General features: G+C 46.6%; 19 protein-coding genes. 12 read left to right on the top strand and 7 right to left on the bottom strand.

Going from position 1 to position 25,538, the window contains the following annotated elements; all coding sequences use genetic code 11:
* Positions 1 to 5: 5 nt before the first annotated feature.
* Positions 6 to 2,345: an AraC family transcriptional regulator gene (locus tag MHI38_RS15625; RefSeq protein ID WP_341181404.1), complete on the bottom strand. Its 2,340-nt coding sequence runs from the start codon at positions 2,343 to 2,345 to the stop codon at positions 6 to 8.
* Between the two features lie 221 nt (positions 2,346 to 2,566).
* On the opposite strand from MHI38_RS15625, the gene MHI38_RS15620 reads away from it, so the two are divergent.
* The 3 genes from MHI38_RS15620 to MHI38_RS15610 all read left to right on the top strand — a co-directional run bounded on the left by MHI38_RS15620 (position 2,567) and on the right by MHI38_RS15610 (position 8,402).
* Complete coding sequence (locus tag MHI38_RS15620) at positions 2,567 to 5,164, top strand: S-layer homology domain-containing protein (protein WP_445667233.1); 2,598 nt, start codon at positions 2,567 to 2,569, stop codon at positions 5,162 to 5,164.
* Between the two features lie 433 nt (positions 5,165 to 5,597).
* Positions 5,598 to 7,223 (top strand): rhamnogalacturonan lyase B N-terminal domain-containing protein, encoded by a 1,626-nt coding sequence (locus MHI38_RS15615; protein ID WP_339834067.1) that lies wholly within the window; start codon positions 5,598 to 5,600, stop codon positions 7,221 to 7,223.
* Positions 7,224 to 7,409: 186 nt separating this feature from the next.
* Complete coding sequence (locus MHI38_RS15610) at positions 7,410 to 8,402, top strand: SMI1/KNR4 family protein (protein WP_339839753.1); 993 nt, start codon at positions 7,410 to 7,412, stop codon at positions 8,400 to 8,402.
* A gap of 115 nt (positions 8,403 to 8,517) precedes the next feature.
* Here the strand turns inward: MHI38_RS15610 and MHI38_RS15605 are convergent, their stop codons facing one another.
* The gene (locus MHI38_RS15605; RefSeq protein ID WP_339834064.1) at positions 8,518 to 9,015 is read right to left on the bottom strand and encodes a DinB family protein; all 498 of its coding nucleotides are present in this window, start codon (positions 9,013 to 9,015) and stop codon (positions 8,518 to 8,520) included.
* A 167-nt stretch (positions 9,016 to 9,182) separates the two neighbouring features.
* Between MHI38_RS15605 and MHI38_RS15600 the strand changes: the two genes are divergently transcribed.
* The 9 genes from MHI38_RS15600 (at position 9,183) to MHI38_RS15560 (ending at position 20,316) form a co-directional block, all read left to right on the top strand.
* Positions 9,183 to 10,346: a response regulator gene (locus tag MHI38_RS15600; RefSeq protein ID WP_154889825.1), complete on the top strand. Its 1,164-nt coding sequence runs from the start codon at positions 9,183 to 9,185 to the stop codon at positions 10,344 to 10,346.
* 179 nt (positions 10,347 to 10,525) lie between these two features.
* Positions 10,526 to 13,507, top strand: a complete 2,982-nt coding sequence (locus MHI38_RS15595) for an ATP-binding response regulator (RefSeq protein WP_445260125.1) — start codon at positions 10,526 to 10,528, stop codon at positions 13,505 to 13,507.
* A gap of 293 nt (positions 13,508 to 13,800) precedes the next feature.
* A complete protein-coding gene (locus MHI38_RS15590) occupies positions 13,801 to 15,117 on the top strand; it encodes a sensor histidine kinase (protein ID WP_090923444.1) in 1,317 nt (438 codons plus the stop codon).
* A complete protein-coding gene (locus MHI38_RS15585; RefSeq protein WP_253499067.1) occupies positions 15,089 to 15,991 on the top strand; it encodes a response regulator in 903 nt (300 codons plus the stop codon). The genes MHI38_RS15590 and MHI38_RS15585 overlap by 29 nt, the downstream gene beginning before the upstream one ends.
* Positions 15,992 to 16,300: 309 nt before the next feature.
* Positions 16,301 to 17,098: a transporter substrate-binding domain-containing protein gene (locus MHI38_RS15580; protein ID WP_341181402.1), complete on the top strand. Its 798-nt coding sequence runs from the start codon at positions 16,301 to 16,303 to the stop codon at positions 17,096 to 17,098.
* An 18-nt stretch (positions 17,099 to 17,116) separates the two neighbouring features.
* Positions 17,117 to 17,773, top strand: coding sequence for an amino acid ABC transporter permease (locus tag MHI38_RS15575; RefSeq protein WP_090923441.1), 657 nt, complete (start codon positions 17,117 to 17,119; stop codon positions 17,771 to 17,773).
* Positions 17,770 to 18,492, top strand: a complete 723-nt coding sequence (locus tag MHI38_RS15570; protein ID WP_090923440.1) for an amino acid ABC transporter ATP-binding protein — start codon at positions 17,770 to 17,772, stop codon at positions 18,490 to 18,492. Before MHI38_RS15575 ends, MHI38_RS15570 begins: the two co-directional genes overlap by 4 nt.
* Positions 18,493 to 18,747: 255 nt before the next feature.
* Entirely contained in the window at positions 18,748 to 19,155 is a 408-nt protein-coding gene (locus MHI38_RS15565) for a hypothetical protein (protein WP_341181401.1), read from the top strand.
* 33 nt (positions 19,156 to 19,188) lie between these two features.
* On the top strand, positions 19,189 to 20,316 hold the full coding sequence (locus tag MHI38_RS15560; RefSeq protein ID WP_341181400.1) for an SGNH/GDSL hydrolase family protein: 1,128 nt from the start codon (positions 19,189 to 19,191) through the stop codon (positions 20,314 to 20,316).
* 122 nt (positions 20,317 to 20,438) lie between these two features.
* On the opposite strand, the gene MHI38_RS15555 is transcribed toward MHI38_RS15560, so the two are convergent.
* From MHI38_RS15555 to MHI38_RS15535, 5 genes are all read right to left on the bottom strand, one after another.
* A complete protein-coding gene (locus MHI38_RS15555; protein ID WP_090923430.1) occupies positions 20,439 to 21,020 on the bottom strand; it encodes a dihydrofolate reductase family protein in 582 nt (193 codons plus the stop codon).
* A gap of 142 nt (positions 21,021 to 21,162) precedes the next feature.
* Entirely contained in the window at positions 21,163 to 22,197 is a 1,035-nt protein-coding gene (locus tag MHI38_RS15550; protein ID WP_341181399.1) for a phosphotransferase, read from the bottom strand.
* Entirely contained in the window at positions 22,194 to 23,264 is a 1,071-nt protein-coding gene (gene rsgA, locus MHI38_RS15545) for a ribosome small subunit-dependent GTPase A (RefSeq protein WP_341181398.1), read from the bottom strand. The genes MHI38_RS15550 and rsgA overlap by 4 nt, the downstream gene beginning before the upstream one ends.
* Before the next feature lie 383 nt (positions 23,265 to 23,647).
* Positions 23,648 to 24,658, bottom strand: coding sequence for an MBL fold metallo-hydrolase (locus tag MHI38_RS15540; protein ID WP_341181397.1), 1,011 nt, complete (start codon positions 24,656 to 24,658; stop codon positions 23,648 to 23,650).
* 66 nt (positions 24,659 to 24,724) lie between these two features.
* Positions 24,725 to 25,495 carry a helix-turn-helix domain-containing protein gene (locus tag MHI38_RS15535; protein WP_341181396.1) on the bottom strand — a complete coding sequence of 257 codons (771 nt, stop codon included), beginning with the start codon at positions 25,493 to 25,495 and terminating at the stop codon, positions 24,725 to 24,727.
* Between the last annotated feature and the right edge of the window lie 43 nt (positions 25,496 to 25,538).

Genomic DNA, 25,538 nt, shown 5'->3' with positions numbered 1-25,538 from the left:
CATCCTTATGATCCGGCCTCGGATATTGCTGCCGAAGAGAGATTGCGTACATAGTTGCCCGGTGTACATCCGTACATTTCTTTGAAACGTTTAATGAAATAGGCGGTTGTGCCGTAACCAACCGAGCTTGCAACCCGGTCAATGGTCATGTTGTTGTTTTCAATCAACAGCTTGGCCTGCTCCATCCGCCTTGATGTTACATAGTCGGTGTAGGTGACACCCATTTCTTCCTTAAAGAGCTTGCTCAGATACTTGGGACTAAGGAATACTTTGCTTCCAACAGCCTCAAGTGAGAGGTCATCCGAAAGATTGGCTTCAATATATTGCTTCGCCAGCTCGATGGTGGAGACGGCTCGATCACTGTTACGATTCTCGGTTTCTTCTATAAATGTAGTGATTGATGCTGTCAGCCAGTTGCGGTATGCCAATATATCATGCAGATTTGTATATTCGTGATACAGATCAGGGTGTCCGAACTGCAACGGGTGCTTATAACGAACGTTTTTGGCTGCATCTGAGTAGATAAACACCATATTTGACAGGATAAAATGGCAATAATCCGCAGGGAATTCTCCTTCCCGCATAAGTTCAACCACTTGTTCGATGGTGCTTGCAGCCTCATCAAGTTGCCTGCTCTGAAGTTTGTCTCTGAACTTGGCAAGCAAAGTCTGCGGAATTTCATCCAGGCTGTGCTCACGCTGAAGCAGGGAGTGATCTTTCAGAATGTGCAGCTCTGGCAAAAGATAAGCATATTTCATCAAAGCTTGCGCTTCGTTGAAGCTCTGATGAATATCACGTAGATCCTGGACCCAACAGCCTGTAGACAGTTGAATGTCTGGTTGTAACTGCTGACGTGTCTCTGCGAGCAGCAGCTCGGCGAACTTGTCCAATAATGCTTCTGAAGCCACATCCGTACATAGAATGACGGCAAATCGCTTATCTGGCAGTTCTTCTGCAATGAGACGGCTATCTTGCAAGGACAAACATTCCAGCCCATGCATCAGTTTGGCAATGGTCTCAGGCTGTTTCGATGAGCCACTTTCAGCAATCGCTGAACCGGTATTCATCAGCATGCAGCAGTATTCCTTGTATTGTCTTGCGATACCGAGAGCAGCACGTTCCTCTTTCCATGGCCTGTGTTCCGGATTACCTTGCAAAAGGTTAAGCACAGCTTTGTGCCTTACAGCCGCACTGTTCGCATGTACAGTCTCTTCGAGATGATTCACTTGTTCTTTGAGATGAAGAAAGGCATTATCGATCATGCGAAATTCATTGGTAACCTGATGAGATGTAGTCCCAGAAAGATCCTTAATGCGGCTCACCAGTCGTTTGATCGGACTATAATTCGCGCGTACAAGCACAGCGGATAAAATCAGCCCAATTAACAGCGCAATGAGACAGATCCCAAGAATAAGTTTCTGGATCATGATGGACTGTTCATAGTAGTAGCTGGATGGCGTAGCACTGTAGATCATCCACTGAGTCGATGGTAACGTTTGATAGGAAACCACATATGGTGCATCGCCAATCTTCTCGTCGAAGCTACCTTTGGCGTGGCCTAGCTCAAGCGTCTTCTTCAGACTTGCGGTGTACATATCAGACTGTCCGGCACTTTGTTCTTGCAATCGACTCACTGCATTCCCGGCAGCGTTGACGATTACGGTATGTTGATACTGGGAAGGCATCATATTCTCAATGATTGCATTCACGGCTTCTTCTTTGACATCTATGGCGATAATGACATCACTGGTTTCTCCTGTTGAGCGAAAAGGATAGCTGTGCGCATACGTAAACAAACCATTGGTATTCTCGCTTGTCTGACTGGAGAAAATGTCCTTTGGAATATGACGTACTGGCGTCCACAGGCTGTTATGTTTACTGGTGCGCATCTCCTGAAGCCAGTCCGCATAATACACAGACCCTTCGCTCTGATCTGCTTTATAGCGCAGTCCATAGAGCGAGGAGAGCATAATATTACGTGCAGGATAATAGAGATGAATGCCTTGAACAATATCGGTATTGGCAGCAACCTTGGCTTTGAGCAGTTCTTGCAGGTCTACCACCTGATTTAATCCATTTCGATCCTCCTGATCGGCAAAGAGACGAATATTGGCTGATTTATTAAGAGAGAGGTCAACATACATCTGTTGCACCCGCTTGAGTACGGTTCCTTCAATAGTACGTGCTGTATTTTCAAGAATCAGCTGATTCTTATTTCTTAATTCTTCATTGTAACTGCGTGAGAAATAGATATAGAAAAATGAGCAGATCAGCAGCACAATAACGATGACGATTGAACCATAAGACAGGGCTAGTCCCGCCCATGCAGAGCTCCACTTTTTCATCAAACATTCCTCCCGGCCCAAATTATACACTACCCGAATTCAGTAAGGTTCACGATTTATATTAACTTGATGTAAAATGTTGAGGATTTATGATATTGCGTCGAAATTGATACAATGACGAAATTGTTTTATTGCTGGTTTTGCGGCCCCAATGCTACATTGAGACCGTACCGAGACCAACTATTAAACGATGGGAGTCGACAAATTTGAAAACGAAAGTGATCAAACGCAACAAGAAGAGATTGTTCGCCGCAGCGATGGGAGTCGTTCTTTTATCCAATACCTTTGCCGCAAGCAACGTGCTCGCTGCATCAGATGAGACAACCATTCCATTGCCACCTCAACCAGAGTGGGGATATTTTGTAGACACGTACAAAAATAACACGGGTGCAGGCATGACGATTAATGGCAACCCAGCCATAGGTACTCTCTCGGAGTTTCTTAAACTATGGACACCGGGAACGTCTTGGGACAATGGCATAGAGCAAAATAAATTGGTATTGGACCACAATATTGATTATGTTGTACATCGTGCTGAAACCCGCACAGCAAAAGATGAAGAAGATGCTTATTATACAGATCGAAGAAACCAGACGTATGGAGCAGTAGAAGGGCTGGGTGCTTTAACGGATGTATATCGTGAGATGTCGGGAACGGTCACTTCTATTACGTATATTCCACAAGAAGCATTAGCAATGAAGTTTACAGATACGAATGATTCCAACAAAGGAGGAGACTCCGACTCTGAGCTTGGTAGTATGGTAGATTTGATTGGTAAAGTGCGGGGGAACTATGCATCAACACAACAAGCAAAGATGTTTTACCAATATAAGCGACCTTTCCGTTGGAAAGATGAGTCTGTGATCGTGCCTACATTGGTTAAAGTACAAAGTGACACTCCAGCCAAAGATGGCGGATTCCCGAGCGGTCACACCAATGCCTCCTACCTTGCAGCAATCGCACTGGCATATTCTGTTCCTGAGCGATTTCAGGAATTAATGACACGTGCATCTGAAATGGGAGATGACCGGATTGTAGCCGGCATGCACTCACCGCTTGATGTTATGGGAGGACGTGTACTGGCGACGGCATTTGCAGCTTCGGCTTTGAATGATCCAGACAATCAACAGTTGAAACAAGATGCGTACAAGCAGGCACATGATATCCTGTTGAAACAAAATGGAACAGCAGAAGATCGGTTCACGGATTATCAGAAGAATAAAGAAGAATACACTCAACGTTTAACATATGGATTCCCGCAGATCGATTCAACGAACGAACCTGTTGCTGTACCTAAAGGTGCAGAAGTGTTGCTTGAAACAAGACAGCCTTACTTGTCCGACCAGCAACGTCGTGCAGTACTGGCGACAACAGCTATTGCTTCCGGTTATCCGGTATTGGATGATCCAGAAGGCTGGGGACGTCTTAACTTGTTTGCTGCTGCAGATGGATACGGCGCGTTCAATCATGACGTGAAAGTAACAATGGATGCGGCTAAAGGCGGATTCAATGCACAGGATGTGTGGAGAAACGATATTTCCGGTACAGGTAAATTGACGAAAGAAGGCAGCGGTACCCTGAAATTAAGAGGTAACAACACGTATTCCGGTGGTACAGAGATCAACGGAGGTACATTGGAAGGCGACACGCCTTCGGCATTTGGTACAGGTAACGTTACAAACAACAGCGGTACAGTGACCGAAAGTGTATACGGAAAATGGAACATTGATGGAAACTTCACTCAAGGATCAACAGGGGTGTTGGAACTGAATGTAGCGACAGCTTCAGATGTACTTGATGTGAAAGGTACGATTCAAGCAGCTGGGGAGCTGGATGTGAATTTTGGTAACGGTTATGTACCGGGTGCAGGTACGTTCACACTAGTTACTCATGGCACGAACCAAAGAACGGGTCAATTCTCCTCCGTTAACGTCCAAGGACTACCGTCAAAATACAGCACACAAGTTGTATATGAAAACAATCGTATTGCTTTAGTGATCACAGATACAACCAACACAGGAACTACACCAGGAAATGGTGGCGGCAGTTCTTCGACTGCACCATCAACAGGCACACAGCCTAGCCCAGGTACAACGACACCATCGACAGGAACACAACCTGTACCAGGCACAACGACGCCATCGACGGGCACACAGCCTAATCCAGGTACAACGACAAGTCCGTTCAAGTCTGGAGTTGTTAACCCGGATAGTTTGCTGAAAACAGTAAGCGATGCTATTGCGGCAACCCAGAATCAACAATTCGCCGTTCGTGATATCGCGAGTCACTGGGCTAACGAAAATATTAACATTGCCCTGAAACTGCGTGTCGTTAACGGTTATGAGAACGGATCGTTTAAGCCGAATGCTCCTGTAACACGAGCTGAATTTACAGCAATGATTGCACGTGCTTTTGGACTTAGTGAGAATAAAGCAGCAAATAGCTTCAAAGATGCAGGTTCTAACTGGGCTGCTGGATATATCGGGGCTCTCGCAGATAAGGGTGTAATCGGTGGATACACAGATGGCTCCTTCAAGCCGAATGCAACGATCACTCGTGCCGAGATGATTGCTATCATTGCCCGTGTTCTCGATCTGAATGCGCTGGCTACGGATGCTCCGACTAAATTCAGTGATGTAAAAGCCGGAAACTGGGCTGCTGAAGCGATTGAACTTGCTTCATCCGCGAAGCTGGTTAATGGATTGACAGCTTCCGAGTTCGCGCCAAACGGCAAATCAACTCGCGCTGAAGCGGTAACGATCATCATCCGTGCGCTGGAAAGCGACAGCACAATCAAATCACTGATTGCAGGTCTGTAATTCAAATCTCATCCCATCTCATCCTACTATGATCGATCAAGATTGCCGGGGCGGTTCGCATATGCGAGCCGTTTCGGTTTTTTTGTTGTGAATGATGCTGTAGACATCTATGTCATCCGAGTTTGTAGTAAAATATGGATTAGACGGATTTTTGCTCAATACGAACTTGTAATGGATACCAATAAGAAAAAGAAGTATTCATAGGGACGGGAAGCTTATCATTGTATGGATATGTAATATAATGGTATTATGGTAATGTAACTGTAAGAAAATCGTATCAAAAGGTGTTTTGGGAAAGGAGGTTAATACGGAAGTATTGCAACTATGAGGTACACATCAAACGATGTGGCACATCACAATCCACCGTAGAGGTTGAGCATACATCAAAATGTAAGCGCTTCATAATGTGATGATAAACAGGAGGGATATTGACGTGACTCAACGTTTCATTAAAAAGGGAATGAGTATGCTACTGTTCATCGCCATGGTTGCTTCCGTTTTTGCTTTTCCTGCTTCAAAGAGCCATGCAGCCACCATCCAGGTGACAGACAATGGTTCCCGAATTGAGGTGAATACCGGGTCCGGGCTTGTGTATGTGGTCAACAAAACAAATGGAGATATCATCTCGGCCAAGATGAACGGAACGGAGCTGAATAGCAATAGAGGCTCACACATTGGTTCAGGTTTGGGGTCTTCCGCTAATGTAACGTGGAATAAATCACCCTCGGGTTCAACGGTGTTGATCACCGTTTCAACCAACACGCTGACTCATTATTATGCTTCGCGCGGTGGTGAGAATATTATCTATATGGCTACCCATATTACGGCACAGCCGTCTATTGGAGAGCTTCGTTATATTTTCCGCGGCAATGGGAGTGTACTGTCCGGTGTGCCGGTGAACTCGAACAACCGGGGTAATACGGGGGCGATTGAAAGTCAGGATGTATTCGGATTCGCGAATGGACAGTCAGCTTCTAAATATTATGGTAATGATCAGGCGAAAGACCTGTCTGTTCGAGGGGTAACGGGCAACGGAGTTGGTGTATTCATGGCTTACGGCAACCGAGAGAAAAGCTCAGGCGGGCCTTTCTTCCGTGATATTCAGTTCCAGAGCGGTTCTGAGACGGAAGTCTATAATTATATGAACTCGGGACATGCCCAGACGGAGAACTGGCGTCTTGGTCTGCATGGGCCGTATGCCCTTATTTTTACAACTGGTGGCACTCCTGCGGCACCTGATTTTAGCTGGATGTCAGGATTAAATCTGCAAGGATGGGTGACCAGCCGAGGGAATGTGGTGTTGAATGGACTTTCTGGCATGGATGCAGGTTATGCTTATACAATTGGATTTGCGAACAGCAACGCTCAGTATTGGGCAAATGCATCATCGAGTGGGTCTGCAACCAAGTACGGCATGATTCCGGGAACATATGCCATGACGGTGTATAAAGGTGAGCTTGCCGTATACACGGAAAATGTGAACGTGAATGCGGGACAAACGACAACGGTGAACACCCGCACCATCAACAATGATCCGAGCAAAGCCTCCAGCATCTGGCGGATTGGGAACTGGGACGGGACACCGCGGGAATTCCTGAACGGACAGACGATTCCGATTCGTCATCCTTCGGACAGTCGCAACCCAAGCTGGGGGCCGGTAACGTATACTCCGGGCAGTGCAACGAATCGTTTTCCGGCTATTCAATTCCGGGGTCAGAACTCGCCTACAACGGTGAATTTTAACTTAAATGCAGCGCAGGCATCCTCCTCACATGTGCTGAATATCGGTATCACAGCTGCTTACAATAATGGCCGACCAAGTGTAACTATTAATGGACGCACATTAAGTAATCCAGCGCCTTCTGCTCAGCCGAACTCTCGTAGTTTCACCATCGGCACGTACCGGGGCAACAATACCACCTTTAGCTGGAATATTCCCGCATCACACTTTGTTAACGGTGCCAATACAATCACCATTACACCGATCAGCGGCTCCAGCGACCTAGGTAACTGGTTAAGTGCTGGTTGGGTTTACGATTGTGTGGAACTGCTGAATTAACGAAGGAAGCAATAGCTTGAGTAGCCTGACTGAATGGATAACATGGGGTCGGGCTACTTTTTTAGGCTTTTCAATGTTAAATGCCATTGCGATGTAGACCGTTTCCCTCTTCGCTGGAGAAGCGGTTCCGTATAGTGGTATAATTTTCAATACATAATGATGAGAAGAAGGAACGGAGGCACGATGATGAACGAAGAGTTATTGGAGCAACTGGAAACTTGGCATGAGCAAGATGAGTACGAGAAAATTGTAGAAGCAGTGCAGGAGATTCCTGCAGAAGAGAGAGACTACGAGCTGGTGAATCACTTGGGCCGGGCCCTAAACAATCTGGAACGATATGAAGAAGCTGTGGAGCAATTCCTGACCGTGGCCGAAGAGGGAGCAGATGACCCGCTCTGGCAATACCGGATTGGACTGGCTTATTACTATCTGGAACAATACGACAAGGCAGAGCAAGCTTTTGAACGATCCGACGAACTGGAACCGGGGGATGAAGATACGCTGGAGTTTCTGGAATGGATTCGAAACCGGGACGATGAGGAAGAAGAGGATGAGGACGCGGACGAGGGCGAGGGCGAGGGCGTAACGGGTGAAGATGACGAAGACGGTGAGTTGGAAAAAATAACAGCCAAAGAGCAACCGGTGGTGATCTCTTCTATACCTTTAGTCCATGATGATCCAGTACCCGTATCCGGTGAATTCTGGAATGACAGTGAATTGGCTCTGGAGCAGTATGTGTCTGATCTGCCAAGCGATGGCTTGATTGAATCGGTGGAAGAACAACTTGTATTCCGCTTGCCTGCCTCTTACATTGAGATGATGAAGGAACATAACGGTGGCATTCCGTATAACCGCTTTTTCCCCGTGACAAACGAAGAGTCTGGAGAAACCGGACATGTCGAGATTGAGGGGATATTAGGTATTGGCCGTGAGAAACGCCATTCGCTGTGTGGTGAAGAAGGAAGCTGGGCTGTGATTGAACGTGATGGTTATCCCGAGATTGGGGTGGTCATTGCCAAATCACCTTCTGAAGCAGGAGTTGTCATGCTGGACTACCGTTCTTTCGGCAATGATGGTGAGCCGGAGGTCGTGTACGTTGATAAAGAACAGCGTAAAATCATTCCCCTCGCACCGAACTTTGAGACGTTTATTCAAGGCTTAATGCGACCGGAGGTTTAATGCCTTTTATGCAATAATGTTATATAGAAGAGAAGCCGCAAGGGCTTGACCCTTGCGGCTTCTCTTTTGTAATGAAGAATAGCTCCACATAAATCTGCGCTGCACTTTTAAACTACTACGCCGGGAATCCGCCGCCTGGAGGCGGCCATGCGCCATAGAAACGGCGAAGCAGCACAATCTCGCCGAGATGATAAGAGTTATGTGAGGCGATATTGCGCAGTAATCCACCTTTGGTTTCGTCTGGGAAAAAGAGAAGCGGATCATTCAGTTGTGCGGTTTCTGCGATGGATACGGCTTGATCAATTCCGCCCAGGAATGCCTGAATATCCTCTTGCCAAGTTGCTTCATCCTGTGGGCCTGTCTCTACCGGCCAGCTCTCGCTTACGTTGGCTGGCATCTGCGGCTTGCGCCCCTCAACATGCTCCAGCATGAAATTCTGCCAGTAGTGCATATGTTTAACCAATTGATAAATGGTATAGGGCATAGCCTCATGCGTACGTCCCGCCAGCTCCACATCAATATCGGGCAGTGCTTTGGTTATGCGAATATGTCCGCGCTCCCCTACGAGGGATTTAACAAGGGCTTGTCCAAAACTCTGATTTACATCTGACATGTGTGATCTTCCTCTCTATAAGAACAGGCTCTGGCCTGTCATTATGTCCATTATACAATTAAATTGCAGAAAATTAAAAAGTGGAAACAGGGACCTGATTTGGAAAACACGTATGATATAATAGTATAAATAAAAATTAAGACCTCTGGGTCGAGGAGGAAGCTCCTGTGAAGGTCATTCTGGTTGATGATGAACGTCTTGCGTTGATCGGACTGCAAAAGTTATTAGAGAAAGAAGTAAGCGGCATTCAGATTGCTGCCAGCTATATGAATCCGGCTGAGGTGATGGCAGGTGTTGTGCTGCATCGGCCGGATGTGGTATTTCTGGATATCCATATGCCAGAAATAGATGGAATGGACTTGGGGCGGCGAATTCAGGTCGCGGTGCCCGGTACTGAGATTATTTTTGTCACCAGCTATGATCAATATGCAGTTCATGCCTTTGAACTTCAGGCATTGGATTATGTGATGAAGCCCGTGCAGACGGAACGTCTCAAGCGGACGTTGCAACGTGTGCGGGAGAAGCTTGCCGTCAGATGTGAACAGCGAGTGATGGATACAGAAGTTCCCTTGATCTGCTGCTTCAATCAAATAAGCTTTAAACTGCCAGGCAAAGAGCCGCAGATCGCCAAGTGGCGTACCAGCAAAGCTCAGGAGTTGTTTGCCTACCTTCTACATCATCGGAACCGGGTTATTTATCGCAGTGTGCTGCTGGACCTGATGTGGCCGGGAATGGAAGAAGAGAAGACAGCGCATCAACTCTATACTACGATGTATCATGTTCGTCAGACATTGAAGGCTTGTGGTATGGATATGATTACAATTCAAAGTGCGCATCTGGAAGCGGGCTACAAGCTTGAAGTGGGGGATGCTCAGCTGGACAGTGAGCAGTGGGAGCAGGAGATGAAAGCATGGAGGGAAGTGCAGCCCGGAACGGTTCAAGCTTATGAACAGGCATTATATCGGTACAAGGGCACCTATTTTGGACAATACGACTTTATTTGGGCTGAACCTGAGCGGGAGAGATTACGTTACCTGTGGTTGTACCATATGAGACAACTCAATCTCTATTATCTCAAGCAGGATGAGAACGAACGTGTAGTCGAGAACATGCAGCAGATTCAGCAGATGTTACCTGACGAAGAAGAAAGCTACTTCATGCTCATGAAACTATATGATGAGATAAATCATGACCTTGGTGTAGAAGAGCAATACCGGCTCTTAATGAGCAGAATGGAGCAGGACTTGGGCATTCCAATTAGTGAAGAGATTCGTCATTGGTATCGTGACTGGAAGCTGGGCTTAACTGAGCCGGGGCAAACGATGGGATGAAGGCACAGGATAAAGGATGGGTAAAGCGTTATCACTACATATGGATAATGTTGGTTATTTTTGCTGTATTGCTAGGTACGCGTTGGGTGTGGTTTCAGTTATTTCCGATTACGGATGAACATCGCGCCGTGAATGGCGTCATTGACTTGCGAGGGGGCGATCTGGAACAGTCTCCTGTGATGTATCTGAACGGAGAGTGGGAGCTGTACTCGCATGAACTATTAACGGGTCAGCAGCTTATGAACAAAGGGGAGAATGCCAAAGGAAAGCTTGTTCGGGTTCCAGGGGACTGGAGGGAAGAGCTTAAACCGGATGGGGGAAATTCACTTGGATATGCGACATATCGATTGCGTATTTTGACTGATCCACTTCAGACATCCGTGACCTTCTGGTTCAAAGATATCCGCAGTGCATCCGATGTCGAGATTAACGGAGAGAACGCTTATCGTATGGGACGAGTGACGGACAATGAAGTGAGCTATGTACCCAGGGGCACGGCTTTTACAGCCACCTATGATCAGGAAGGTACGACATCCATTGAACTGCTTGTTCGTGTAGCCAATTATGACAGCCCTTATAAGGGTGGGATTAGCAAACCTGTCCGTTTCGGCTCGGAAGCTGCTGTAGAATATGCGCGCTGGTGTTCCATTGGTTTTCAACTGGCGATCTTTCTTGTGCTGATGCTGCATGGAATGTACGCCTGTATTTTGTATGCTTTCAATCCGCAAGAGCGGGCCTTGCTGGTTTCAGCTATTCTTACATCTTCGGTTGGTTTCATTATTATGGCTGGTCATGATAACCTCTTGATGCTGTGGCTACCGATAAACTATACATGGGGAGTCAAGCTGCGGGTCATCTGTGTAATGTTGCAAAATTCTTGTATCCTGCTGTTATTCCAGAGACTGGCTCTCGTTCATATCCGAAAAAAATGGCTTCAAATTTATGCAGCTGTCACTTTAGCTTATATTGCTGTCATTCTGGTCGTGCCTATCAGCGTTGTTTATGCGATGAGTCATTACTATGTGATTAACCTGTTCACTATGATCTCAGCGTTCTGGTTCTTTTCAATTGTAGCAACGATGATCTTTAGAGTATCACTGGATCGGGATACGGTCTTCCTGCTTCTAACTGCTGGAGGTATTATATCGAACCTGTTATGGAGTGCAGCGGGGAGGTTCGGGGGCGACATGACCGTTTATTATCCGCTGGATATCGTTTTTGCGATTACGGGATTTTCGGCCTATTGGTTCAAAAAGTATTTTAGAAATGCCCACGAAATTATAGAGCTGAATAAGGAGCTGCAAAAAGGTGACAAGATCAAAGACCAGTTCCTCGCGAACACATCGCATGAGCTGCGAACACCGCTGCACGGAATCATTAACATTGCTCATAATGTCGTTATTCGGGAAAAAAGCAAGCTTGAAGCGCGCAGTGTAGAGGATATGGAGCTGCTTATTACGATCGGGCGCCGAATGTCTCATCTGCTTGGCGACCTGCTGGATGTTGTACGACTTAAAGAGCACCGTATTACACTGCAGTGTTCTCCGGTATCCGTGCAATCTGTTGTGCCTGGCATCATGACGATGCTGGGATACATGGTTGAACGAAAGCCGGTTCAGCTGCAAATGGACATTAAAGAAGGTTTCCCTCAGGTCATGGCCGATGAGAAGCGACTTGTGCAGATTATGTATAACCTGTTGCATAATGCCCTTAAACATACAGAGGGAGGTACGATTACGGTAAGTGCCGAGCTTATTGAGAGCCATGCTCTAATTCATGTTGCCGATACAGGTACAGGTATGGACGAGGAAACGCAAGCGCGAATTTTTCTTCCGTATGAGCAGGGTCCCTATGATGAACGGGACGGACAGGGCATCGGGCTTGGATTAAATATCTGCAAACAGCTTGTTGAGCTGCATGGCGGATCACTGTCCGTGAGTTCCATGCCAGGGGCGGGCTCAATTTTCAGCTTTGATCTGCGGCTGGCTCAGCCAGCCGAGCAGGAAGATCCGCAACCGCAGCTGGCTGAGCCACTGCCTGCCGTGTGGGAGCAAAGCTCCAAGATGATGGAGGAAGCATTAAACGGCTTTGTGTTACAGCATACTGCTTCAGAACATGCCGAATCCGCAGCGGCAGAAGAAATGCCCCCTCTTTTGCCAGAAGGAAAGTCATTCATTCTGGCTGTTGATGATGACCCGGTTAACCTTGAGGTGCTGGTCAGTATTCTTTCTAATGAGCCTTGTCTGATTACAACCGCTCGTTCAGGGCAGGAAGCGCTGGAATTATTAAATACACGCCAGTGGGATTTATTGATTACGGATGTAATGATGCCTTACATGTCGGGATATGAGCTGACCCGGAAGGTGCGTGAGCAGTTTTCCATGTCAGAGCTTCCCGTGCTGCTGCTCACGGCTCGAAGTCAGCCGCCAGACATTTATACCGGATTTGCGTCTGGAGCCAATGATTATATTACCAAACCGGTGGATGCCGTGGAGCTTAAATACCGGATACGAGCACTGACGATGCTGAATAAGTCTATCAAGGAGCGGCTGCGGATGGAAGCGGCCTATCTGCAGGCACAGATTCAGCCTCATTTCTTGTTTAATACGCTGAATTCACTGATGGTGCTGAGCGAGATAGATACGGATCATATGCGCAGGCTGGGAGAAGCTTTTTCATCTTACCTTCGCATCAGTTTTAACTACCTCAATACTGGAGAATTAGTGAGGTTGTCCCATGAGTTGGAGCTCGTCGAAGCGTATCTGTTTATCGAAAAAACACGATTTGAGGACCGGCTGTCTGTTGTCTTGGACATGGAGTCTAATCTCACGCTGCGTCTGCCTCCTCTATCCATTCAGCCTCTGGTGGAGAATGCGGTTAAACATGGTTTATTAAGCCGTACTGCCGGAGGAACGATATGGTTGAGCATTAACCGGTGTGAGGGTTACACCCGAATTGAGGTCAAGGATAATGGCAAAGGCATGCAACCTGAGCAAGTCGCCGCATTACAGGAAGCTTCCTGGAGCAGTAAAGGCGGGATTGGGATCGCGAACACAAACCGTAGATTGCTCCAGCGTTATGGCCGCGGACTAACCATTGTAAGTGAGCCGGGCGAGGGGACCACGGTATCTTTCGAGATTCCTGACAGTGAAACGGAATAACCCGTAGCTACGGAGTTTCGTTTCGGATCGAATAGCTAAACTCCTAACCTCCAAGGAATACTCACGTATGACCAGAATCGTTGAGCGGAAAACCTGCAGGTAGGAGACAAGGATAAAAAAGGCTGTTGAAGTCAAACTTCCAGCCTTTTTATGTTGTTTAACAGTGGAATGACACAATCCCCAAATTTTAAATATTTCTAATGTTTCTCTCGTATGTTAGTATATTTAACATCAGAAGCATGAGCCGTAGCAGTGTGGGCTTGTGAACGTTGCGATAGTAGGTGGATTAAGGGATGCGCAATTGGGTCAAAAACGAGAATGTGCAGATGGTTGCCGTTGCCTTGGCTACGTCCGTAGGTGCACAGTTCAAAATTAATCCCTTTCGGGAAGATTATTTCCGGATCGGCCTCGGGGTCAGCATTCTTTTGTTTTTGCTGATGATTATGCCCCATTTATCTTATATAAAAACAGGAATCCTGACGGGGCTAGCGAGCATAGCTTTCCAATCGGCTGATTTGATTCACCATATACACACCATCTCCGTACTAGAGAGCATGCAAGATAACCTTGGAGCAGGTTTATACTATGTGGTCTTTGCCTATGGGCTAAGCAAGCTCAAACACCGTTTTCATGAAATTCCCCCGCTATTGCTTGGTGGTATCATCACCGGTATAGATTTTTCCTCCAACCTGGTGGAGTTATTCGTGCGAGGTGTGCTGGGCGGGACGAATATTTTTTATATGCGTGAATGGCTGTATCTACTGATCGTGGGCGGTCTGCGGAGTTACTTTGTCATCGGGCTGTATAACAGTTTCGCGGTCAGACAGATTAGGCTCCTGCATGCAGAACAGGAAAAGCGGATCGAACAGATGTTAAGTGTGAATTCGGGACTGTACGGCGAAGTTTTTTACCTGAAAAAAGCGATGAATACTATTGAAGGTATTACGGCTAACAGTTATGAGCTATATCGTGATCTGCGTGAGCAGGACATGAACGAATACAGCCAGCGAACCCTGGGCATTGCTCAACAGATTCATGAAGTTAAAAAGGATTCGCAGCGGATTCTGGCCGGATTGTTGAAGCTTTATGATAACGAGAAGACGGTCAATATGAGTCTGTCGGAAGTGGTACATTTTGCAGGCAGGGCCAATCGGAAATACAGTGAGATGTTGCACAAACAGGTGAAGATCGAGATTGAACAACAATATGAAGGGGAGTCTCCATACTACATCCCACTGCTTACGGTCATGAATAACTTGCTGGCTAATGCGGTTGAAGCAATTGAGCAGGAGGGCATGATCCAAGTACGGGTGTTTGAACAGGATGCCGATGTGCATTTTGTGGTGACCGATTCGGGAAAAGGTGTACCTGACGCGAAGCGCGGGGTTATTTTTGAACCCGGTTATACGACCAAGTTTAATGAAGTGGGCATTGCTGCCACAGGTATTGGTCTCTCCCATGTACGTGATATCGTTCAGTCGCTGGAAGGACAGATTCAAGTAGAAGCCGCTCCATCCGGGCGGGGTACGGTGTTCACAGTCATGATCCCCAGGGTCAATCTAATGAAGGAGGCCGATGCCCATGACACTTTCGATCCTGATCGTGGATGATGATGTGGTGAGCCGCAGCATGCTACAGGATATCATCGAGAATTGTGGAACCGGGGAGCTTGCAGGCATGGCCGAGGGCGGTCTGGAAGGACAGCGTATGATTCTGGATCTCAAACCCGATGTCGTATTGATTGACCTGTTGATGCCAGATCAAGACGGGATTGAAACCGTGGCGAACATGAAGCAGAGCGGCTATAACGGCAAATTTATTATGATCTCACAGGTGGTCAACAAAGAGATGGTGGGAGCGGCCTACCAGAAGGGGATTGAGTTCTTCATTCACAAACCGATCAACCGGGTGGAAGTAGAGCATGTGCTCAATAAAGTGAATGAGCAATGGAAGTATGAGCGATATGTACAGGAGATCAAACAGTCCATGGCTCGCCTGAATCTGGTAGAAGCTCCAGCCCTGGCTCCTGCTCAGACCCGAACGGTACGAGATTCGGCGCGAAGCATATTAATGGATCTGGGCATCATCGGTGAAAGTGGGAGCAAAGATATCGTAGCTCTGATGGAGTACGCTATTGAGCAAAAGCAAGCCTCCGAGCTGCCGCCGCTGAAGGAATCCTATGAAGCTGTGGCTCAGAAGTACAAGCTAACGGCCAAGGAAGTGGAGAAGGAGTGCAAGGCTATGGAGCAGCGCATCCGCAGAACGGTTCTGACGGCACTGACAAATCTCGCCTCCATTGGGCTTACGGATTACAGCAATCATAAATTTGAGCATTATGCGCCGCTTTATTTTGATTTTCAGGACGTGCGTATGAAGATGAGGGCGATGGAAGAAGAGCAGGCGAGCGACAACAAGAGCAAGGTAAACATCAAGAAATTCCTGCAAGTGTTCTACATGGAGACAGTAGAGAAAATAAATAGCTAGAATAGTAAGTGAATGAAATCCATATCACAGCGCAGGTATATGTAAGTCAAAATTCTAGAGACCCTTTCTAAGGGTCTTTTTTTATTTGTGTTATATAAAGTTACATAAAACGAGGGTTTTCATATAATTATTTAGAGTTTTGTACAAAAAAGTAGTCAAAAACAACATTATGTTAATTTATTTTTCATATGTTGTTAATAAAATGTGTAGGATTGCGTAAGTTCTTGTAGGTGTAGAAATACAATACGTACATAAATACAAATGATCGATTCGGTCGATTCCAATCTAATCAGGAAAAGGGGTTTTTCCATGAAAAAGGTAGCATCCATCGTTATGGCGTCAGTTCTTGCTCTGGCACTTAGTGCCTGCGGCGCAGCAAAATCAGGAGAAGACAGCAGTGCCCAGTCTGCAAGTGGATCGGCAGTAACCAAATATACATTTGGTACGGATGCAACATATCCTCCGTTTGAGTTTCAGAAGGATGGAAAATACGTTGGGATCGACATTGACCTGATGAATGCGATTGCGGCAGAAGAAGGCTTTGAGGTGGAGATCAAGCCGATGGATTTCAAAGGTATCATTCCAGCCATTACAGCAAATCAGTTGGATGGCGCAATTGCAGGCATCAGCATCACGGATGAGCGTAAAAAGGTTGTAGATTTCTCCGAACCGTACTATCAAGCCGGACTGTCCTTAATCGTGAATGAGGATAACAACGACATTAAGAGTCCGCAGGATTTGAAAGGTAAAACAATTGCGATCAAAAAAGGAACGTCAGGTGCGAATCTCGCTGATGAATATGCGAAAACCTATGGCGCAACCGTGAAATATTTTGATGATAGCCCATCCATGTATCAGGAAGTAGCGAATAAAAACGCGGATGCGACACTCGAAGATTTCCCGGTGGTTTCTTATAAAATCGCTGTGGACCCTAACTCTAAACTTAAGATTGTTGGTGACCGCTTGAACGGTGACTTCTACGGAATTGCTGTAGCCAAAGGCGATGCTGAATTGCAGAAGAAGATCAATGACGGACTGAAAAAATTGCAGGCAAACGGCGAATACGACAAGATCGTTGAAAAATATCTAGGAACAGCAGCGAAGTAGAAAGGAACGGTGGTACGGATGGATTCCTCCTGGCAAGTCATACTGGACGCATTGCCTCTTCTGTTAGAGGGAACGGTCGTTACGTTAAAAATTGTTGTGATCTCGCTCATCTTTGCAATGGTGATTGGTCTGATCTCCGGCTTGATGAGCACTTCCCTGAATCGGTTGTTGCGACTGGTGGCTTCGCTTTATGTGGATATCATCCGTGGCACACCGCTTCTCGTGCAGGTATACTTCATTTACTTCGGTCTGCCGGTGTTTCTGGATATGCGTATTCCGGCCATGACGGCAGGCATTATCGCGGTTAGCTTAAATGCTGGTGCATACATCTCGGAGATTTTCCGGGCAGGGATTGAATCTATTGGCAAAGGGCAGCATGAGGCAGCAAGGTCACTAGGCCTAAGTCGTTTCAAAACCATGTGGCTCGTGGTACTGCCGCAGGCAACCCGGCGTATGATTCCTACTTTTGTAAACCAGTTTATTATTACGATTAAGGATACTTCGTTATTATCAGCGATAGGGATTGCGGAGCTTACACAGAGCGGGGAAATTATCGTTTCCGCGAACTTCCGGGCATTTGAAATCTGGGGTACAGTCGGTGTGTTCTATCTGATCATTATTGTGCTGTTATCACGGGCTTCCCGATTCATTGAAAGGAGGTATGCAATCCGATGATTATTGTAGAGAACTTAAGAAAGCAGTTTGGTGCGAACGAGGTGCTGAAGGATATCTCCACAACGATTCGGGAGCAGGAAGTAGTATGTGTCATTGGCCCTTCGGGGTCTGGCAAAAGTACTTTCTTGCGCTGCCTCAATCTACTGGAGGAGGTCACGTCAGGCAAGGTCATGATTGGCGAGGTGGAGGTTACCTCCCCGAAGACCAATATCGACGAGCTGCGCACCAATGTGGGCATGGTATTCCAGCAGTTCAATCTGTTTCCGCATCTGACCGTGCTGGAGAACATCATGCTGGCGCCCAAACATATCCGGAAGCTGAGCAAAGCCGAAAATGAGAAAAAAGCAATGGAACTGCTTGGTAAGGTAGGGCTGTCTCAGAAAAAAGATGCCTATCCCGATCAGCTGTCCGGTGGACAGCAACAACGTGTAGCTATTGCGCGCGCACTCGCCATGAATCCGAGTGTGATGTTGTTTGATGAGCCTACCTCGGCTCTTGATCCCGAGATGGTCGGGGAAGTGCTACAAGTCATGAAAAACCTTGCGCATGAAGGAATCACGATGATTGTTGTGACACATGAGATGGGCTTTGCCCGTGAGGTCGCGGATCGGGTGATCTTCATGGACGGAGGTTATATTGTCGAAGAAGGCACGCCAGAGGAACTTTTTCAGAATACGCGTCATGAACGAACCAAGGCATTCCTGGGTAAGGTGCTGTAACGCGCAGAAGAGAAGCCGGAAAAGGCTACCTTTTTCCTCCGATAATCAAAAATAAATGAACATATCCCTTACGGGCAAACCATGGACTTGAGCACATCTGATATGATGAACTTGAACAGGGTTGCTTGCAGGGGATTTTTGCTGTTGTGCATAATAATTATAAAAGGTATATATAAGTTGGAGTGTCCGTGTAAACATATAGATAGATTCATCAGTTGTGTCAGTACATATCACGACCAGGGAGGGCATGGGTTTATGGAGCGAATAACTCAGATGGATAAAGTAATCTTCCGAGCACATCTGATACAGGCTATCGAAGAGATTAGGGAGCGGGACCAACTGGAGTATGAAGAGATTGGCTTGCTCATTGAACCTGCTCCCGAACTGGACAAATCGCTGAACGGTGCAGACGAGATGATGCGGCTGGTTGTGCTTGCTCCGCAGAATGTAGAGCATCGGCAATTTACAGTGGATGAGGCCGTGGATCTCCTATGCTGGCATGCCCCGTTGGTTCCTCTATGGATTGATGTTTCATTGGTGGAAGTTGAACAGAAGCGGGCTATATTTAGACTGGTCTGCAGTCTGCGTCTGCGTAAACCCACACAGCTTCTTCATGCGGAAACAGGGCATGCTCCATTCCGGGTGGTAGTATCCGATAAGTGAGAATATAACCATGAATTGAACAGGAGGTTTCCTATGAGTAACAGCTCCAATGGAGAATTAGAGGTTATCGCTATTTCGAATGTACAGCATGTAAAAATACACGGTAGAACTACGACCGTGCGGTCACCATTGACCTTGTTTTGGACAGGTAGTGCAGTCGAATTGAACGTACAGGGTGCGGAATTTTGGGTTGAAATAGAATCTTCCTATGATCTGCTTGAGCCCTGGATCAGCATTGTTATCAATGGTGTTCCGGTAAGCCGTCAGATGTTAACCAGAGGTAGAGCCTGGATCTGTGTATTTCGTGGCATGAATCCCAATGCGGTCAAAAATGTGCGTATCATCAAGGATGTACAGGCGATGAGTGGTGACCTGAACAACAGTCTGCAGTTTCATGCGGTCAAGGCGGATGGCACGTTCCTACCTGTAGAAGAGAAACCTCTTAAAATCGAGTTTATCGGAGATAGCATCACCTCGGGAGAAGGAGCAATTGGAGCGAAGACAGAAGAGGACTGGGTACCCATGTGGTTCAGTGCACTGCATAATTATACGTTCATGACGGCTGAGGCCTTAGATGCAGAGTACCGTGTCATCTCTCAGAGCGGATGGGGCGTATTGAGCAGTTGGGACAACAACCCGAATGGCAATATTCCGGCGTATTATGAACAGGTCTGCGGTCTGCTGAAGGGAGAGCGAAATGAGCAACTTGGCGCGTTAGAGCCACATGATTTTAGCTCCTGGCAGCCTGATGTTATTGTAGTCAATCTGGGTAGCAATGACGATGGTGCATTCCAGTCTCCAGCGTGGACAGATCCAATCACAGGACAAGTGTACAAGCAACGCCTCAACGGAGACGGGACGTATCATGAGGCGGACTTGGCCAAGTTCGAGAATGCAGTGGAGCGCTTTCTGATCAAGCTGCGAAAAAATAACCCGCAAGCGCATATCATCTGGGCGTATGGCATGCTTGGATCTTCTCTGCTTCCCGCCATCTACCGTGCGGTGGATGCCTATCACGGGCAAACAAGAGATCGTGCTGTGTCGATCCTTCAGTTGCCAAATACGACCGAGGAAACGATGGGCGCAAGGTCACACCCTGGCGATCAATCACATCGCCGGTCGGCTGATGTTTTAACAGAGTACATTCGGCGAATTCTATAATATACAAGTTGTGTAAATGAACTCTCCAACTTATATAGATTCTCCCAATGGTTGTTATATACCCAAGGGTAACGAAGAAAGACCGCGCAGCAGGACGCTGTGCGGTCTTCTTCGAGTTGTTTTTATCGAGTCTGGTCGTTTAATTCTAATGAACCCTCTGTTGCAAGATGGCATTGCACCTCATAACGGATGGATATAATCTGTCCAAGCGTCTGGGTACGAATCGTTTTCAGCAGGGTCGGTACGGTGCCCATTGGAAATAAGGGAATACCTTCACCCAGTACTTTCGGGATAATAGCCACCTCAATCTCATCCAGTAATTGCTGCTCGATCACAGATTGAACAAGCTGGCCTCCGCCTAAAATCCAAACATCTCCCTCGAAAGACTGTTTCAGCTGGGGAATGAGTGTTTTTACGCTCTCGGTTGTGAATTGTACATGCGGTGCAGGTGGTTGTTCTGAGCGAGAAAGCACATAAGTCGGACGATCTGCATAAGGGAAGTCTCCCGGCATGGTAAGCACTGCCTCGTACGAGGAACGCCCCATAACCACACTGCCAATCGTTTCATAGAATGTGGCATAGCCGTTATCGCCGCCATCACCTTCCACATCAAGCAACCAATCGAACGTACCATCCAATCGGGCAATATATCCATCCAGGCTCATGGCAATGTAAAGAATCGTTTTTGAATTAGAAGTATTCATCGTTCATCGCTCCCTTCCTGTGATACCTGTAAGATACACCATAACTATGACAATACTTGACGTAGTTTAAATGCTTATTTACTTAAAGTACAGCCAAGGAGGGAGCCTGGAAGCATGGATAAGCAATGAACTACCGCACCGTTTATCCCTGTAGCGGGCTATATTTCATTTCATAGATTTTCTGGAGTATATGCAGGTTTTCTTCCTTCGCCGCATCGGACTCGGCATGTACATAACCCTCGACAAGTCTGTATCCGAACACGAACAGAATCATCTCGTGTACACAGTGATCGGCGAGTGGGGGAGCATCGGCATATTCCGCAAAGCCCTTATAATACGCAGGAACACAGCGCTGATAATATTCCACCATATGCTCAATATCACACTCATCGGCAACCAGGCTTGCGATATCCTCTCCAAAGTATCCCCACCCCGATGTATCCCAATCGATGAGTGCGATGTTTCCATCGGCATAGATCAGATTGGTCACCCAGAAATCCCGATGGTTTAACACAAGCGGCAACTGTTCGATACGAGCGAACATTTCGTCCGAGTCTTCATCCATATCGATCAACATTTGCTGGATATGGGGTGGGAATTCGCAGTCTTCAGAACGGATGTAATTATAAACGACAGGCCATGAGCGATAGTGCAGATACGTATTTTTCATGAGATCGGCATGGCTCAGGTTGTTCAGACTCTTCAGCACTGCGGGCTGTTCTGCGTATAGCTTACCTTGATAACGCCCTAATTCCAGCGCAGCCTGTTCAACCATGTCAACAGATAGATCAAGACCAGATACGCCATCGATATATTCCAGCCACAGCTGAAATTCATTTTCCTCGGCATTCATCTCCGCGTAATAACATGTGGGCCAGCGAAAGGTTTCCGAGAATGTTTTTTCGAGGTCAGACATGTACAGATCATATTCCCGGCGCCAGGAGCCGGGATCATTATAACGTTCCCATTGTTTCTGAACCTTCAGTACAAGTTGGTAAGGAAACTTTTGGCCATCTTCGGTTTCGGCTGTTCCTGTTACCAGATTGACGTTACCCACAGTTCCGCCATGTAGAGTGGTTGTATGATAGTCCGCTACAATAATGTTCTTCTTAAAATATTGGTTTAAAACATGAGTTAACGTTTGCATCTTTATTTTCGTCATCTTCGTCTTATTCATTTCTTCCGACCTCCGCTTTTGTTGGTTTGTTTACTCTGAATCCTGTTGATTTTGTTTTTTGCTCTTTTTTCGATGAGGTAGTTCGTTTTGTGTTGTACATACTTGTTCTCTGACTGCTGGGAAATATAATTCTCCCACCGTTCATGCTGTAATGAACCGTCCGCGAGTGCTGAGAGAACTGCACATCCAGGCTCGGTCTGATGGCGGCAATCAGTAAAGCGGCACTGAGCGAATAATGCTTCGACATCGGCAAAGCTTGCATGAATACCTTCGTCAGCATCGAAAAGCCCAAGCTCACGCATGCCAGGCGTATCAATAACCATTGCGCCCGAAGGCAACATAAAGAGTTGACGATGTGTTGTGGTATGGCGTCCACGGCTGTCGTCCTCCCGTATGGCCTGCACTCTCATGACGCCATTTTCAATTAATGCATTGAGCAGAGAGGATTTACCCACGCCAGACATGCCGAGAAATACAACGGTTTGACCTGGTGCTAGATAAGTGTCCAGTTCGTTTAGCCCCAAGCGAGTATGACTGCTGATCACGTGAACAGGTACATCGGAGATCCTTTGTTTAACTTCCGTGAGCATGGCATGATCTTCTGTAACGAGGTCTGCCTTGGTCAAAATGATGACCGGTTTACCACCGCTTTGTCTGGCTTGTGTCAGGTAACGCAGAATGCGATTCACATTGAAATCTTGGTTCAACGAAGTCAGGATAAATACGACATCGAAATTGGTGGCGACAACCTGCTCCAATATCGTTTTGGCATAGCCTGCAGCATGGCCTGCATAGTCTGCACGCGAGAATTTGGACCTTCGGGGCAGCACCTTAACAATCAGGGAATCACCGATATCGTTGTAGCGCAGCAGGACAAAATCCCCCACACAAGGGAAGTCGGTTGGCATATCCGCCTGATAATAAAATGAACCTTTCAATACTGCGGTGACTTCACCGAGCTCTGTCATGACCGTGAATTGCTCCCGCCGAAGTTCTGTGATTCTTCCAGGTATTAATCCATCGGGGACCTCTTCTGTTTCGATATATCCGTAGGTTTTTAAATTCATCGTGGGTATAAGGTTAGCTCCTTTAAATGTTGTTTTTGGACGCAAAAATGCCGCAAACAAGCAGCCTCTTAAGAAGCTACTGTTCTGCGGCATCAGGACGCAAAAAAGATACGACCTTCATCGTATCTACAAACAGCAATATTCACGAAAGGTTACTTTGGATGGCATAACAAAGAATACGGGAGTCGTCCCGCTTTTTTCAGATATGCCAGCTATTCGGTTTTAATACTGAACCACCATATTCGTATAAGTAGCAGCCATTTAAAACCTCTCCCTTCGTGTAAGGAACTTGCTTATCGCTAAGCTTCTTAACCATACCCTGTAATGGAAAATAATTCAATGTTAATTTTATGCAAATTTCAAAATTTTATAAACTACACTATTTATGTTTCTGACTCCGTGATAAGCGTGTGAATTTTGCTTAAATTCGATTTGAAGTAGGTTGTAAACGACCATTCCTTATAGTTGTGCGGTACTTCAATATCATCTATAGATTGTTTGGTCTTCACGGCTTCTGTCACCAGAGCCAGCATATCCTGAATATATCCTTTCACATCATGAAGCTCTTGCAGAGAGCATACATCTCCATGCCCGGGAATGATTGTCTCCACCCCAAGCTGCTCGATCTGTTCCAATATACGCCGCCACTCCTGCGGGTTGGCATTAGCCAAAACCGGATGGTGTTTGGACAGGACCAGATCTCCTGTAATAACGATTTTCTCTTCAGGAATATACAGGATGGTGTCACTCTGGGTATGTCCCCCACCAAATGTAAGGAGTTGAACGGTGCATTGACTACCGTGAATGACCATCTGTTGATTAAAGGTTATCGCGGGAACGGTATGTATCAGATCGGGGAGCATCTGCATAAACTCACGGTCACTGGCATTATCCCAGGCCATCTCTCGTTTTAACTTTTCATCGGTCTCTTGCTGCAGTTGTATTTCTTGTTGATGAATCGCCTGATTCATCTGCTCCGTATTCTCCCGATATTGAGCTATTCTTTGTCTTGAAAAGGTATCCATAATCTCGCGGGTAGCCGTTGTCGAGATGATGAGAGCTTCTGGTACAAACACTTGATTTCCAGAGGTATGATCACTGTGCCAATGTGTATTCACAACGTAGGTTACCGGTCTCCCTGTAATAGAAGTGGCTGCTTCTTTCAGGTCTGATGCGGCCTGCGGGGTTAGGAAAGTATCCACGACCATTGTTGCATCGCCCAGATCAATGATGGTTGCATTCCCTAAAGATCCTGTACCAGGAACTGCAATGGCCGCAATGACGTGATCCGTAACATGTTTTAATTCAAAATGCTTGGAGCCTCGAAAGGCTGCAATCCGGTCTCTCAAAATCCCCACTCCGATCTGTTTATTGAAATATATTGTAGAATTCATATTTTAATTTGAGTGGTAACTTCGGTTACATCTGTGTTTGTTGTATCAATCGTAGGATTCGGCGGGTTATACGTTGCCTACTGTTACATTCATAGTTCCCTGTTGATTTATAATCTGATGAACCATTGCGAGTAGCCGCACAGTAAGATCAGCTCTGAAATTCAGTCGATATCCACCGCGTACGCGGTCGACAAACCCAAGTTCAATGCACTCCGTAAGAACCTGATCCAGATGTATAGAGTCTGGCAGGTACGTTCGTAGTGTCTTTTCATCCAGTGCATACTCTGGCTTCAAGTCATCTATTTCTCGCAAGAGAATGAGTAAGACCAGGCGGACGTCATCCGATAACAAGTTGAGCGGGAATGCAGCTGCTGTCCTCAGCAATTCCACCGATTCTTTCAAGAATATCGGTGTAGCAATACAAGCAAGGCGATCTTTCGCCCAGAGACCTAAACCTGCTGGACCAAGGTGTATATGTACTAGAGATGGATTTCCACTTGAACTAACAGGTAGTGTAGAGGGATGCCCTTCGGTTAGTGTAATCATATGTTCGAGAAATGCGATTCGATCTGTTAACTCCATCTTATGGAGTGTCTCACGGATTTGAGGGATTAATGATATGAGTCCACCCTCACGTCCTAATAGGTAATCGGTCGAGCAATTAAACGTTTCTGCTATCTTTACGATCAGGGGAAGATCCGGTAAAGAATCACTATTCTCCCACTTGGAAACAGCTTGTGCTGACACGGATAAAAGCTTTCCTAACTCCTCCTGCGTCATGCCGCTAGACCGGCGGAGTTGTGCGATCTTTGTTCCCATTCCTTGCAGGTTGTTCATTGTGAGAAACCTCCTTGAACATGTTTTTCTATAGAATAACGTT

Source organism: Paenibacillus sp. FSL K6-1558 (assembly GCF_038002565.1).
Lineage (GTDB): Bacteria > Bacillota > Bacilli > Paenibacillales > Paenibacillaceae > Paenibacillus > Paenibacillus polysaccharolyticus.
Note: the sequence above shows the minus strand (reverse complement) of the source record. Positions and strands in the feature narration are given on the sequence as shown.

Excerpts from the sequence above, each read along its gene's own strand:
- MHI38_RS15575 (WP_090923441.1), top strand. The coding sequence starts at position 17,117 with ATGGATTCCTCCTGGCAAGTCATACTGGACGCATTGCCTCTTCTGTTA.
- MHI38_RS15585 (WP_253499067.1), top strand. The coding sequence starts at position 15,089 with ATGACACTTTCGATCCTGATCGTGGATGATGATGTGGTGAGCCGCAGC.
- MHI38_RS15595 (WP_445260125.1), top strand. The coding sequence starts at position 10,526 with ATGTATCTGAACGGAGAGTGGGAGCTGTACTCGCATGAACTATTAACG.
- MHI38_RS15605 (WP_339834064.1), bottom strand. The coding sequence starts at position 9,015 with ATGTCAGATGTAAATCAGAGTTTTGGACAAGCCCTTGTTAAATCCCTC.
- MHI38_RS15580 (WP_341181402.1), top strand. The coding sequence starts at position 16,301 with ATGAAAAAGGTAGCATCCATCGTTATGGCGTCAGTTCTTGCTCTGGCA.
- MHI38_RS15535 (WP_341181396.1), bottom strand. The coding sequence starts at position 25,495 with ATGAACAACCTGCAAGGAATGGGAACAAAGATCGCACAACTCCGCCGG.
- MHI38_RS15555 (WP_090923430.1), bottom strand. The coding sequence starts at position 21,020 with ATGAATACTTCTAATTCAAAAACGATTCTTTACATTGCCATGAGCCTG.
- MHI38_RS15610 (WP_339839753.1), top strand. The coding sequence starts at position 7,410 with ATGAACGAAGAGTTATTGGAGCAACTGGAAACTTGGCATGAGCAAGAT.
- rsgA (WP_341181398.1), bottom strand. The coding sequence starts at position 23,264 with ATGAATTTAAAAACCTACGGATATATCGAAACAGAAGAGGTCCCCGAT.
- MHI38_RS15625 (WP_341181404.1), bottom strand. The coding sequence starts at position 2,345 with ATGAAAAAGTGGAGCTCTGCATGGGCGGGACTAGCCCTGTCTTATGGT.
- MHI38_RS15565 (WP_341181401.1), top strand. The coding sequence starts at position 18,748 with ATGGAGCGAATAACTCAGATGGATAAAGTAATCTTCCGAGCACATCTG.
- MHI38_RS15590 (WP_090923444.1), top strand. The coding sequence starts at position 13,801 with ATGCGCAATTGGGTCAAAAACGAGAATGTGCAGATGGTTGCCGTTGCC.
- MHI38_RS15550 (WP_341181399.1), bottom strand. The coding sequence starts at position 22,197 with ATGAATAAGACGAAGATGACGAAAATAAAGATGCAAACGTTAACTCAT.
- MHI38_RS15570 (WP_090923440.1), top strand. The coding sequence starts at position 17,770 with ATGATTATTGTAGAGAACTTAAGAAAGCAGTTTGGTGCGAACGAGGTG.
- MHI38_RS15560 (WP_341181400.1), top strand. The coding sequence starts at position 19,189 with ATGAGTAACAGCTCCAATGGAGAATTAGAGGTTATCGCTATTTCGAAT.
- MHI38_RS15540 (WP_341181397.1), bottom strand. The coding sequence starts at position 24,658 with ATGAATTCTACAATATATTTCAATAAACAGATCGGAGTGGGGATTTTG.